The organism is Mucilaginibacter sp., assembly GCF_036383575.1.
GTDB lineage: Bacteria > Bacteroidota > Bacteroidia > Sphingobacteriales > Sphingobacteriaceae > Mucilaginibacter.
In genome coordinates this window covers 1-12,351 of record NZ_DASVOB010000171.1, presented here as the reverse complement: position 1 = coordinate 12,351, position 12,351 = coordinate 1, and the positions used below count along the sequence as shown (strand labels likewise).

At 41.4% G+C, this 12,351-nt stretch carries 12 protein-coding genes; 4 read left to right on the top strand and 8 right to left on the bottom strand.

Annotated elements, in window-relative coordinates:
- A partial coding sequence (locus tag VF500_RS06325) for an NUDIX hydrolase (protein ID WP_330858855.1) occupies positions 1-679 on the top strand: 679 nt, incomplete at its 5' end.
- On the opposite strand, the gene coaD is transcribed toward VF500_RS06325, so the two are convergent.
- The 6 genes from coaD to VF500_RS06295 form a co-directional block, all read right to left on the bottom strand.
- Positions 648-1,109 carry a pantetheine-phosphate adenylyltransferase gene (coaD, locus tag VF500_RS06320; RefSeq protein WP_110582604.1) on the bottom strand — a complete coding sequence of 154 codons (462 nt, stop codon included), beginning with the start codon at positions 1,107-1,109 and terminating at the stop codon, positions 648-650. The two genes, VF500_RS06325 and coaD, sit on opposite strands and share 32 nt — an antisense overlap.
- 84 nt (positions 1,110-1,193) lie before the next feature.
- Positions 1,194-1,772, bottom strand: a complete 579-nt coding sequence (nudK, locus tag VF500_RS06315) for a GDP-mannose pyrophosphatase NudK (protein WP_330858854.1) — start codon at positions 1,770-1,772, stop codon at positions 1,194-1,196.
- 34 nt (positions 1,773-1,806) lie between these two features.
- Positions 1,807-2,811, bottom strand: coding sequence for a hypothetical protein (locus VF500_RS06310; RefSeq protein WP_330858853.1), 1,005 nt, complete (start codon positions 2,809-2,811; stop codon positions 1,807-1,809).
- 17 nt (positions 2,812-2,828) lie between these two features.
- Positions 2,829-3,365 carry a 16S rRNA (guanine(966)-N(2))-methyltransferase RsmD gene (rsmD, locus tag VF500_RS06305; RefSeq protein ID WP_330858852.1) on the bottom strand — a complete coding sequence of 179 codons (537 nt, stop codon included), beginning with the start codon at positions 3,363-3,365 and terminating at the stop codon, positions 2,829-2,831.
- On the bottom strand, positions 3,353-4,153 hold the full coding sequence (locus tag VF500_RS06300; RefSeq protein ID WP_330858851.1) for a DUF3822 family protein: 801 nt from the start codon (positions 4,151-4,153) through the stop codon (positions 3,353-3,355). The genes rsmD and VF500_RS06300 overlap by 13 nt, the downstream gene beginning before the upstream one ends.
- Positions 4,154-4,307: 154 nt before the next feature.
- Positions 4,308-4,790 carry a hypothetical protein gene (locus tag VF500_RS06295; protein WP_330858850.1) on the bottom strand — a complete coding sequence of 161 codons (483 nt, stop codon included), beginning with the start codon at positions 4,788-4,790 and terminating at the stop codon, positions 4,308-4,310.
- Positions 4,791-4,847: 57 nt separating this feature from the next.
- On the opposite strand from VF500_RS06295, the gene VF500_RS06290 reads away from it, so the two are divergent.
- Together VF500_RS06290 and VF500_RS06285 are read left to right on the top strand one after the other, a co-directional pair.
- The gene (locus VF500_RS06290; RefSeq protein ID WP_330858849.1) at positions 4,848-6,269 is read left to right on the top strand and encodes an ATP-dependent DNA helicase; all 1,422 of its coding nucleotides are present in this window, start codon (positions 4,848-4,850) and stop codon (positions 6,267-6,269) included.
- A gap of 83 nt (positions 6,270-6,352) precedes the next feature.
- Complete coding sequence (locus VF500_RS06285) at positions 6,353-6,790, top strand: DUF5675 family protein (RefSeq protein WP_330858848.1); 438 nt, start codon at positions 6,353-6,355, stop codon at positions 6,788-6,790.
- A gap of 142 nt (positions 6,791-6,932) precedes the next feature.
- Here the strand turns inward: VF500_RS06285 and VF500_RS06280 are convergent, their stop codons facing one another.
- Complete coding sequence (locus tag VF500_RS06280; protein ID WP_330858847.1) at positions 6,933-8,273, bottom strand: HAMP domain-containing sensor histidine kinase; 1,341 nt, start codon at positions 8,271-8,273, stop codon at positions 6,933-6,935.
- Between the two features lie 150 nt (positions 8,274-8,423).
- Here VF500_RS06280 and clpB point away from each other — a divergent pair, with 150 nt between their 5' ends.
- Entirely contained in the window at positions 8,424-11,042 is a 2,619-nt protein-coding gene (gene clpB / locus VF500_RS06275; protein WP_121225175.1) for an ATP-dependent chaperone ClpB, read from the top strand.
- Between the two features lie 82 nt (positions 11,043-11,124).
- Here the strand turns inward: clpB and VF500_RS06270 are convergent.
- A partial coding sequence (locus VF500_RS06270) for a homoserine dehydrogenase (protein ID WP_330858846.1) occupies positions 11,125-12,351 on the bottom strand: 1,227 nt, incomplete at its 5' end.

Genomic DNA, 12,351 nt, shown 5'->3' with positions numbered 1-12,351 from the left:
GAATTCGGCTACTTGTTGTTCGATCTCATTATTAGTAAACATGGCTCAAAAATACAGAATTTATATTAACGAAAAGGTTATCCTGCTCACAGAATCTGAACCAAAGCATGCAGATAATTTTGAAAGGCTTGATGCAGAGACATTTGACCTCAAAATTATATACACCTGGATTCTCGCTAACCCCAATAAATTGTTTTATATAAAAACACCTAATGCCAAAGTGTATCTTAAAGCTGTTAAGAAGAATATTACACTTATTGAAGCGGCAGGCGGCTTGGTTATGAACACTAAGGGACAATATTTATTTATTTATCGCAACGATAAGTGGGACCTGCCCAAAGGCAAAATTGAAAAAGACGAAAAGGTAAAAGAAGCGGCAATACGCGAGGTAGAGGAGGAGTGCGGCATAAAAGTGAGCGAACTGGGAGAAAAAATCTGCAAAACTTACCACGTGTATGTGAACCGCGGCGAAGTAGTACTCAAGAAAACACATTGGTTTGCCATGAAAAGCAAAGGCAAGGAAAAACTAAAACCTCAAAAGGAAGAGGGTATTACCGATGTGCGTTGGTTTGAGCATGAGCATATTGAGCCTATAATTGAAAATACCTTTCCCTCCATCATGGATGTACTGCATAAAGAAAAGCTGGTTACAAATAAGGTAATGCCTCTTTCGGAATAAACTGGCTTACATCGCCATTATAACGGATGATCTCACGCACAATGGTTGAACTTATAGACGAGTAGCCCGGTTTGCTTACGATAAATATGCTTTCAATATCAGGCGCCAGCGAGTGGTTCATCTGGGCTATGGCTTTTTCGTATTCAAAGTCAGATACTGTACGGATCCCCCTGATCATGTAGGCTGCACCTATGCTCTTGCAAAAATCAACAGTAAGGCCTTCATAGGCTATTACGTGGATCCGCTCGTCATGGGCAAATACAGCCCTGATCATCTGCTCGCGCTGTTCAATCGTTAACAGTCCCTTCTTGCTGCTATTTACACCTATACCTATATAAAACTTATCAAAAAGCTCGACAGATCGCTTTACAATATCAACGTGCGCCTTGGTAATGGGATCAAATGAACCTGGAAACAGAGCTATTTTCATATGGTAAAATTAGGGAATTGTTGATAAGGAGAACAGACAATTTTAAATTACAAAAGTATACTATCAGCTTTTTAAGAGATTAGGTTAAAGCAAGTTATTGATCTGGGCGTATTGCAAAAGCATGATTGTTTTGGCGTCTTTTATTTCGCCGGTTTTGATCATATTCAATGCAGTTGTAAAAGGGAGCTCCAAAACTTCCACATTTTCGGTTTCATGTGCAAGGCCGCCACCATCACTCACCTTCATATCGGTAGTATACTCGGCAACAAAAAAGTAAAGGATTTCTGTAACAGATCCCGGCGACATGTAAGCCTCATAAACCTTCTTTACATCTGTTATTTTATAACCTGTTTCTTCTTCGGTTTCCTTACGGATACAATCCTCCGGATTGTCCTTATCAAGTAAGCCTGCACAGCATTCAATCATATAACCGGTTTCATTTCCGTTTATATAAGTAGGCATCCTGAACTGCCGCGTAAGGATTACAGTTTGGCCAGGTTTGTTGTACAACAAAATAACAGCTCCGTTGCCACGGTCGTAAGCCTCGCGTGACATTTTTTCCCAGTTGCCATTCTTATCCTCAAACTCAAAAGTTAATTTCTTTAATGTGTACCAGTTATCTGATAATATTTCGGTGTGGATATTCCTGATCTTGTCATTCATTGGTGCAGGTGATTAATTTTATTAGTAATTGGAGTTATTGTACTGTTTGCACAAAGCCGTAACTCTCTTTTGAAGCAGCAGGCCCTGGCAGATCCTTAAACGCACGGTATAAAATGTATTTGTTGTTTTTTGTAATGCCTTTAAACATGCCTGCGGTGGCCTCCTGAATTGCCCGGTTCTCCGCCTTAAGTGCCGTAGTATCTTTAAGGTCGATATTACTTTTATAAGCGATATATGGAAAAAAGCCTGATGTAGGTGGCCCATTGAGGTACTGAGGGGTTACGGAGAAAATTTGAGGACGAGTTTTTATCTGCGTTAAGCTAAAGGGCATTTTATATTTTTCATTAGCCTCCTTTATAAGTTTGTCGTAAAAAGCTTTTATAGCTTCCCCATTTTTAAACTTAAAGTACTGACCTCCCGGGCTCGCAATTTGTGATGCGATAACCATCTTATCTGTAGCATCCAACAGTTCACCTTTATCGTAGTGTTTTTTTGCTTCGTTATAGTAATCCGCCGATGTTTTTCCTAAAAGCTTATAAGGCCCAGCATTTAAGATATTCAGTTTCCAGCCATCGGGGTATTTTCCGTAAATAGCTATAATAAGGCCGCTGAGGTATCCGTTTTTAGTAACCAATAACGAGGCGTACATTTCTTTGTTCAAAGCCAGGTAATTTACGATATAGCCCTGATCATTACCCAAGCTTGATATTAACGTATTTGAAATGTTGATTGCCGTATTTTTGGTGTAATATTCATCCATAACGGTGTATTCGGATGAGTTTATTCCGTCACCAATTACCTTTATAGACGAATCCAAAGCACTGCCCGAGCGTTCAATTAAAACCGGCGCCATTAACTGTTTTAACTCCTTTGCATTTTTTGAAGCAAGCCCTTCAATCAGCTTCTTATTTAAAGGCTCTATTTGCTTTTTAATAGCAGGGTCGATATTGGCGTTAACAAACGTACCTGATGCGCCGGTATGGCACCCCAGTTGTATTATCGTACTTATTAACAGAAGCGTAATTAAGGCACTTTTCATGAAGGATATAGGTTAGGTTATTGATTTCTAAAAAACGAAAACGACGAATGCCCGTATTTTCTTTGTTCCACAAAAGCGGGATGATTGCTCAAGTTTTGAAGCGATTGATGTTCAACTATCAACAGCCCATCAGGTTTAAGCAAATTCTTTTCAAAAATAACCTTTGGCAGATCGGGGATCCTGTTAAGATCATATGGTGGGTCAGCAAATATCAGATCGTATTGTTCGGTTTCGATGTTCAGATATTTGAATACGTCTTCGCGGTAAGTTTTTATCTGTGTAAGCTTATGCTGGCGGGAGGTATCCTTAAGATAATTTACACAGTGGATACTTCTGTCCACAGATATAACCTCCGATGCCCCGCGTGAGGCAAACTCAAGCGATATATTGCCGGTACCCGCAAACAGATCAAGCACTTTGATTCCCTCAAACTCTATTTGATTAAGCAGGATATTAAATAAAGCCTCCTTTGCAAGATCGGTTGTAGGGCGAACAGGAAGATTTTTTGGTGGATTAAGCCTTAGCCCTTTTAAACTGCCTCCTATAATGCGCATAATGAAAGAGCCGCTATCGATAATACCCTATGAGCTACAACTTCTGCCGGTAGCTGTAAGACCTCTAAATTATTAACTTCTGCCTTGTCGAAAAATTCGGCCAGGCGGCTTAAAATTTTATCATCGGCTTCAATGTCGCCGCTTAGGTACAAACTGGTGCTTTTAGGTTCCAGGTTAAGCTCTTTAGCAACCAGCACAGTAAAATAAGCAAGTTCATCTGCTTCCTTAAACTCAAATGAATTATAGAACCGAAGTTTATTGGAGGCAAAATAGCTTATTTCTACCTTGTCTTTTTCAATATTAAGATAAAGATCATTGCTACCCGCATTGTTCCGGGCGATAGCAGTTAACCAACCTTTTGAAGTAAAAACCGTATTCCGGATCCCAAATTCCTCGGCGGCATTTACAATCGCCTCATTGGTTTTGTATACGATAATATTTTCCTGATCTAATGTTTGTGCTAAAACCTTACTATCGGGCTTCACATCAAGAAAGCGGGCAAAGTTAGGCAGGCGATCAGCCGTAAACAGCTCTGCAGGCACCAGCGTAAAGCTATGGGCCGGCAATCCGATAACTATTTGCTTGTATTTAGCAGATAAAAGATCAAGCAATTCCTGCGGATCACTCAACTCATCAAAAGGGTAATTTTCAGCCCATGCAATCAGGAAGCCGTTATTGCTTATGGCGTACGAAAACGATTTGTCTTCAACCTGTATTAATAAAGTGTAATCTTCAGTTTTATCCAAACTAAAGTTATCATCGTGGTAAGTGTAATTGTGTTCGTTCATACCGGTTTTAACAAAAGTAGCATTTTTTTAATTTCAATGTCCGTTTGGGGCGCGTAATAAGATTTAGTCCAACAAATGTTGAATAATCCCCGGGCGGGTCGGTACTTTAGTTCATTAAGTTAAAAGGTTATTGCTTTTAAACTTCACATAGCGATCACAGACCGCCGATCAATACATTTAATACCAATGTTATCAGTATTGCGAATAATACTGCGCTTAATACAGGTTTGGCGTAATAATCATTATCCGGGAAATACTTTTTGAAGAAATAGCGGCTAAGGATAAGACCACCGGTTGCATGTAACACCAGTACTATAGCCACAAATAATAATGGGCCTTTCATTTGTTCAGGTGTTAATGGTATGCCGGATTGAGCCGACTTCATTATGGCAGGATCAAATTTTATATTTAATGAGCGCACAAGGAAAGAGGTCACAAACTCGTAAAAAACAGAGAATAACAATATTTGCGAAGCAGCTCTTTTAAAACCGGCCATACGCAAGTTGATGCTAAGCAACACACCTCCAAATATGACATTGAATAGTGTCGAAAACCAAAATACTGCTCTTTGGGAGTAAATATCTACGTAATCGTCTTCTGTATATTTTTCTTCCTCTTTGTTTTCGTCAAATTCCATGGCCCAAATGTAAAACTAATCTTACTGAATTAAATTACTTATCATCATTTTTGCAGGGTGTCAAGTACCGATCATATCCGCCAGTCATTTCCGCATGAGCCAACAAGCCAGCAAACGGAGCTTTTTAGTAAGCTGCATGCTTTTTTAAAAAGTACCGAAGGCGACGAATGCTTTATCCTGAAGGGTTACGCGGGCACAGGGAAAACAACTATAGTAGGTGCATTGGTAAAAGCGTTAAGGCATTATAACTATAAAGCCGTGTTACTGGCACCAACAGGGCGTGCTGCCAAGGTCATTACCAATTACTCCGGGCGCAAGGCTTTTACCATTCATAAGCGCATCTACCGTAAAAAATCGGCGTTAACTATCGATGATGGCTTTGCCCTTGCAGATAACCTGGCCAGCGATACGCTTTTTATAGTTGATGAAGCCTCCATGATCTCGGATGAGGCGATGGGCAGCAACCATGTATCATTGTTATTTGATTTACTGCGATATGTTTATAACGATAAAAACTGCAAGCTGATACTGGTAGGGGATACAGCCCAGTTGCCGCCCGTGGGTGCCGATAACAGCCCTGCGCTTGATGAGCAGGTAATGAACGGTAAGTTTGGCATCACCATATTTAAATATGAGCTTACCGAAGTACTGCGCCAGCAAAAAGATTCGGGTATATTGTTTAATGCCACCAATATCCGCGATCTGATCCGCACAGAAACCGTTGAGGCCCCTAAAATTGTGACCAAAGGGTTTAAGGATGTTTTCAGGATGACGGGTGAGCGGTTGCCCGAAGGGTTGGAATACGCCTATCGTAAATATGGCTATGACCGTACGCTCATTATTTGCCGCTCAAACAAAAACGCTAATCTGTATAACGGACAGATCCGCAACCGGATCCTGTACCGGGAGGAGGAACTTACCGGCGGCGACCAGATCATGATTGTGAAGAATAACTATTTCTGGCTACAGGATAAGGATGAGAACAGTACTGCATTTATTGCCAATGGCGATATTGCCCGTATAGTAAAAGTACGCCGCACCGAGGATATGTACGGGTTTCGTTTTGCAGATGTGCAGCTGGAATTTATTGATTATGCCGAAGACCCAACTCTTGATTGTAAAGTGTTGCTTGATACACTTTATGCAGACTCGCCGGCGTTGAGCCAGGAAGATCAGAAACGGTTTTATCAGGAAGTAATGAAAGATTACGAACATTTACCGAATAAAAGGGCCATGCACAATGAGCTGAAGCTTAATCCTTATTATAATGCTTTACAAATAAAATTTGCCTATGCCATTACGTGTCATAAGGCCCAGGGTGGCCAGTGGGATGCTGTTTTTGTTGACCAGGGTTATGTTACCGACGAAATGATCAATATGGATTTTCTGCGTTGGTTTTATACCGCCCTTACCCGTGCCACGACCGAATTGTTCCTGGTTAATTTTGATAACAGGTTTTATAAAGTAAAAGAGGAGTAATCTTTAAAGATAACTGACTTTTTTTATAAATAATTGATAATTAGATTTTTAATTACTAATATTAATAATTGAAAACCAATATCATGAACCTAAACTTAAAACTCGAAAGAAAAATCAAAACCAAACAATCAACCATTGGCGAATTATCAATAAACGGTGTATTTGAGTGTTTTATACTGGAGGATGTAGACAGAGGGCTGAACAGCAAAATGACACTCGCCGAAATTGCTTCGATCAAGATCAAAACGCAAACGGCCATTCCTACGGGAACCTATAACGTAGTAAAATTTTTCAGCCCAAAGCACAACGAAAACCTGCCGTTATTAGAGAACGTGCCCGGTTTCGCCGGGATTGAGATCCATGTTGGCAATTTTGCGAAAGATACCGATGGTTGCCTTCTCCCGGGTGATGACAAAGGCGTTGATGCTGTACTCCATAGTACAGTTGCTACAGCTAAACTCCACACAAAAATTTTTACGGCCCTTGCGGCCGGTGGGGTTGTTACCATTGAAGTTATTTAACGTCCTGTCTGAACTCTTCTTGAATCCATGACATATTAAAATGCTGTAGTGCGAAGTGGGCCTTGTCAGTCTGAGCCTGTCGAAGACTCGCGCGCAGAGGCCTGCCCGCCATACTTCGACGAGCTCAGTATGACACCCTTTCTTAAAACGAATTAAACACCGGCAGCGTGATCCTGAACGTTGATCCCTGTCCCTCGGTGCTGGTAACACTAATGGTGCCTTTATGCTTTTCAATAATTTGCCGTACGATGCTCAAACCAAGTCCGGTCGACTTTTCTCCGCGCAAACCTGTGCGGCCTGCTTTTGAAAAACGGTTGAAAATCTCTGGCAGCATAGCAGCTGGGATCCCTACGCCATAATCCTGAACATCAATAAAAATAAGATCATTTTGCCGGGACAAGCGCACGTCTACATTATCCCTGTCCTTTGAAAATTTAACGGCATTGCTAATCAGGTTATCAATAACGCGATGGAACTTTTCATAGTTTATTTTTGCGTTTACCGGGTTGGCAGAACTGCTGAAAATAACATTTACCTTGTTATCTGGTTGTTTTTTCCATTCGCTTACAATGTTACCAAGCAATTGGTTAAGTTCGGTATTTTGGGTTTCAAAAACGGCAATGTTCTCGTTGCGGGCAGCCTCAAGCAAATCATCAATAATACTGCGGGCTTTTACGCATGAGGCCTTCATCATATTGATATTGTCCTGTGTATCATCGTCAACCTCATCAAGTTCCATCATCATGGCAATTGACTCTACTGCTGCTATTGGATTTCGGAGATCATGGGCTACCATGCCTAACACCTGGTTTTTAAATTCACTTGCTTTTTCAATTTCCGAGTTTTTTTCGCGGATCTCGATCACCTGTAAATAGTAATTAGCTTTGTAGGTAAAAAAGTACCTTGAGATAAAATAAAAGCCCGAAATCAGGATAGCTGAGATCAGCTGGTTATACAGCATATCAGTAGCCGGCGTTTGGCTGTAAAATAGCAGGGAAGTAAAAAAAAGCTCAACGGCTATGAGCAGCAATACGGTTTCATAGTATTCCAAAACGACTATCACGCTGATCAGGCTTAGCGCAACAAGATATAAGGTGAGTGCATTGCTTGGATCAGATGTGGCGATAAAGCTCGAATACATACCGCAAACAATAATATAAAGCGCAAACAAAAACACAAGCAATGACATGCCTGTTGTAGATTTTTTATGCCTTTTAAAACCAACTATAAAAAGGTTGCTGGCTATCAAAAAAATGGGGGTAACAATAATGAAAACCCAGTTACTGAAATTAAATTCGGGGAAATTTTGAGCTTTGGTTAAACTAACCGGAAATACAAGGTAAAGAATGCGGATAATTACATTTAAAACCAAAAATATTGTACTTGCCCCCCTGATGGCTACCAGGTTTTGGTAAGTATAATGGTCACGATATTGCGACCGGTATTTTATCGGCAGGCTGTTAAAAAAAAAATGGGTATTCAACTCGTTTTACAGTATAGATTATAACAAAACTAAGAAAATATTTCCATTTTGTGTAACAGGAATATGACAAAGTGCCATTCGTTTTTGTAATTGAATGACATTTTTTCACTATAGGTTAAATGGCAGGTAAATTGATCACAACTAACCACTATGAATTTTAACAATTTTACCATAAAAGCTCAGGAAGCCGTACAAAAGGCATCTGAAATTGCTGTTGGTAACCAACAGCAGGCAATTGAGACCGCACATCTGCTTAAAGGCTTGTTGCTGGTTGATGAAAACGTAATTACCTATTTATTAAAGAAACTAAACGTTAACCTGAAAAGGTTAAATGATACTTTGGATGCGCAGATCGCGTCATTCCCTAAAGTGAGCGGGAGCAATGTATACCTTTCGTCTGAAGCAAATTCGGCTTTGCAAAAAGCTTCCGGATATTTAAAAGAATTTAAAGATGAATTTGTATCAGTTGAGCATGTGCTGTTAGGTATTCTGGCAGCCGGTGGTGCGGTAAGCACTATGCTTAAGGATTCAGGTGTTAATGAAAAAGACCTGAAAAAAGCCATCATTGAATTACGCGGTGATAGCAAAGTAACCGATCAGAATGCCGAAGCTACTTATAACGCCCTTAACAAATATGCCCGTAATTTGAACGAATACGCAGGTTCGGGCAAACTGGATCCGGTTATCGGTCGTGATGATGAAATCCGCCGCGTTATCCAGATCCTTTCGCGCCGTACCAAAAACAACCCGATATTGGTTGGCGAGCCAGGTGTTGGTAAAACAGCCATTGCCGAAGGTATCGCCTTCAGGATCATTAAAGGCGATGTACCCGAAAGCCTGAAAACCAAAGTAGTATACTCGTTGGATATGGGGGCGCTGATAGCCGGTGCCAAATACAAAGGGGAGTTTGAAGAACGGTTAAAAGCCGTTATAAAAGAAGTTACCCAAAGTGATGGGGAGATCATCCTGTTTATTGATGAGATCCATACGCTGGTAGGTGCAGGCGGGGGAGAAGGTGCTATGGATGCGGCCAATATCTTAAAGCCGGCCTTGGCACGTGGCGAACTTCGTTCAATTGGTGCTACTACGCTTAACGAGTACCAGAAATACCTTGAAAAAGATAAAGCTTTGGAACGCCGTTTCCAAAAAGTGATGGTTGAAGAACCTGATACGGCTGATGCCATATCTATTTTGCGTGGACTGAAAGAACGTTATGAAACCCATCACAAAGTGCGGATCAAAGACGAAGCGATCATCGCCTCTGTCGAAATGTCACAGCGTTATATTTCTGACAGGTTTTTACCCGACAAAGCCATCGACCTGATGGACGAAGCTGCGTCAAAACTCCGTTTGGAAATGGATTCGGTACCGGAAGTAGTCGATGAGCTTGAGCGCCGCATCATGCAGCTTGAAATTGAGCGTGAAGCTATCAAACGTGAAAAAGACGACCGCAAAGTTGCCGAACTGAGCGAAGAAATAGCCAACTTGTCACAACAACGTGATTCGTTACGTGCCAAATGGAAAGGTGAAAAGGACCTTGTTGACGGCATTAACACCAAGGTTGAGCTGATAGAAAATTATAAACTGGAAGCTGAACAAGCAGAGAGAGCAGGTGACTATGGCAAAGTAGCCGAATTACGCTACGGAACTATAGTTGAGGCACAGGCCGAAGTTGAAAAACTGAAAGCTGCCTTGCTCGAAAATCAAAGTGACAGCCGCATGCTGAAAGAAGAGGTTACCGCGGATGATATTGCCGGTGTAGTAAGTCGATGGACAGGTATCCCGGTTAGCAAAATGATCCAGAGCGAGCGTGAAAAGCTGCTTAACCTTGAAGCCGAGCTGCACAAACGTGTGGCAGGACAAGAGGAAGCTATTGAAGCTATAAGCGATGCTATCCGCCGCAGCCGTGCAGGTTTGCAGGATAAGCGCAGGCCAATTGGTTCGTTCATATTTTTAGGTACAACCGGTGTAGGTAAAACCGAGCTGGCAAAAGCTTTAGCCGAATACCTGTTTAACGACGAAGGTGCGCTGGTGCGGATAGACATGAGCGAATACCAGGAACGCCATGCTGTGTCAAGGCTGATAGGAGCGCCTCCGGGATATGTTGGGTATGATGAAGGCGGGCAGTTAACCGAGGCCGTTCGACGCAAGCCTTACAGTGTGGTACTACTGGACGAGATTGAAAAAGCACATCCTGATGTGTTCAACATTCTGCTACAGGTATTGGATGATGGCCGTTTAACCGATAATAAAGGCCGTGTGGTGAATTTTAAAAACACCATCATCATCATGACCTCGAATATTGGTTCAAACATTATCCAGGAAAACTTCCAGAATTTGGAGGATGAGAACCGTGATGAGCTGATTGCTAAAACCAAGAATGAGTTGTTTAACCTGTTAAGGGTAACTATCCGTCCGGAGTTTTTGAACAGGATAGATGAGATCATCATGTTTACCCCGCTTAACCGCGATGAGATACATGATATTGTTAAGCTGCAATTTAAACAGGTTCAGCAAACTCTTGCTGAAATGGGTGTAACTATCGAAGCATCAGATGAAGCTTTGGATTGGCTGGCCCAGTTAGGTTATGATCCGCAGTTTGGCGCACGTCCGTTAAAACGTGTGATTCAGAAAAAGCTCCTGAACGAGCTAAGTAAACAAATCCTGGCCGGTACGGTGGATAAAGACAGCATCATTAAAATTGATATGTTTGATAACCAGTTCGTGTTCCTGAACGCAGCTAAAGAAGCCGCAGAACCGGCCAAATAAGTTTATAATAACAAAATGAATAATAGAAAAAGGCTTCCCAATTTGAGAAGCCTTTTTCTATTATTAACAACCGGAGAATCTACTAAAAAACTTCGGCTGTTTGTTTAGTTACCGATGCTAAGCTGACCCCCGTAAGCTGATCGGCAAAGGCTACGAAAGCCTTACTTTCCGATATACGTAATTGATTAGCGATCAGATTTTGTAAATTGATTTTTCCTATAACAAATTTGTAATTGCCTGAATAGTAGCGCTCATTGATATGTACAAAGTTCAGCGCCTCAACCAATTCTTCGTCATCATAACGCAGGTAAACGGTTAATTCGATGTTATTGGTGAAATTAAGATCTGTTTTTTCCTTAGCTTTTTTGTATTCGTACTGGTAATTATAACGCAAGGCGGCAATATCTGATAACACAGCCGAACCGGTAGGGTGGCCGCCCGCGCCTTTTCCGAAAAAGAATTGTTGATCGGCAAAGGCTGCTTGTACAGTTACGCCATTGTATTCGTACTCAACGTTGTATAAAAACTCTTTGTCGTTCACAAATTTAGGCAACACAAACAGGGCAACGTTACGGTCGTCAAGCTCTTTAGCTACCGGTACCAGTTTAATTTTGAGATTTTTCTCGCGGGCATATTGCAGATCGGCGGCTGCAAGGTTTTGGATACCCAGGTTAAATACCTCATCGGGTTGTACAACTACACCATAAGCATGCGCAGCTGCAATCACCAGTTTGTATTTAGCATCAAAGCCGCCAACATCGCTGGTTGGGTCGGTTTCGGCAAAGCCAAGATCCTGGGCTTGCTTTAACGCGCTGTCATAATCCAATCCTTCAATAAAACCTTTTGAAAGTATGTAGTTTGATGAGCCATTGAAAATACCGCTTATTGAATGCAGTAATTCATTGTCATAATATTCCTCCAGGTTACGGATAATAGGGATACTGCCGCAAACTGCCCCCTCATACAATAATGATGTACCATATTGGTGCTGGATCTCGATAAGCTCGTCCAGGTGCAAGGCGATCATCTTTTTACTGGCAGAAACAACGTTCTTGCCCGATTTTAAAGCTCTTGAAACAATTTCAAAAGCCGCTTCGGTATCATTAATGAGCTCAACAATAGTATTGATCTCGGGGTTATTAAGCAGTTCTTCTTTGTCGGTAGTAAATAAGTGAGCCGGGAGGGAACGCTTTTTATTTGGATCCTTGATAGCAAATTTTACTATCTCGATATTTAAATGCTTTGTTTTGACGATATCATATAAACCCTGGCCCACAACTCCAAATCCGAAGAGGCCGATATTTAACTT

Bases quoted from the DNA above. Each gene is read 5' to 3' on its own strand.
- rsmD (WP_330858852.1), bottom strand. From the start codon at position 3,365: ATGCGCATTATAGGAGGCAGTTTAAAAGGGCTAAGGCTTAATCCACCA.
- clpB (WP_121225175.1), top strand. From the start codon at position 8,424: ATGAATTTTAACAATTTTACCATAAAAGCTCAGGAAGCCGTACAAAAG.
- VF500_RS06285 (WP_330858848.1), top strand. From the start codon at position 6,353: ATGAACCTAAACTTAAAACTCGAAAGAAAAATCAAAACCAAACAATCA.
- nudK (WP_330858854.1), bottom strand. From the start codon at position 1,772: ATGAATGACAAGATCAGGAATATCCACACCGAAATATTATCAGATAAC.
- VF500_RS06295 (WP_330858850.1), bottom strand. From the start codon at position 4,790: ATGGAATTTGACGAAAACAAAGAGGAAGAAAAATATACAGAAGACGAT.
- coaD (WP_110582604.1), bottom strand. From the start codon at position 1,109: ATGAAAATAGCTCTGTTTCCAGGTTCATTTGATCCCATTACCAAGGCG.
- VF500_RS06310 (WP_330858853.1), bottom strand. From the start codon at position 2,811: ATGAAAAGTGCCTTAATTACGCTTCTGTTAATAAGTACGATAATACAA.
- VF500_RS06300 (WP_330858851.1), bottom strand. From the start codon at position 4,153: ATGAACGAACACAATTACACTTACCACGATGATAACTTTAGTTTGGAT.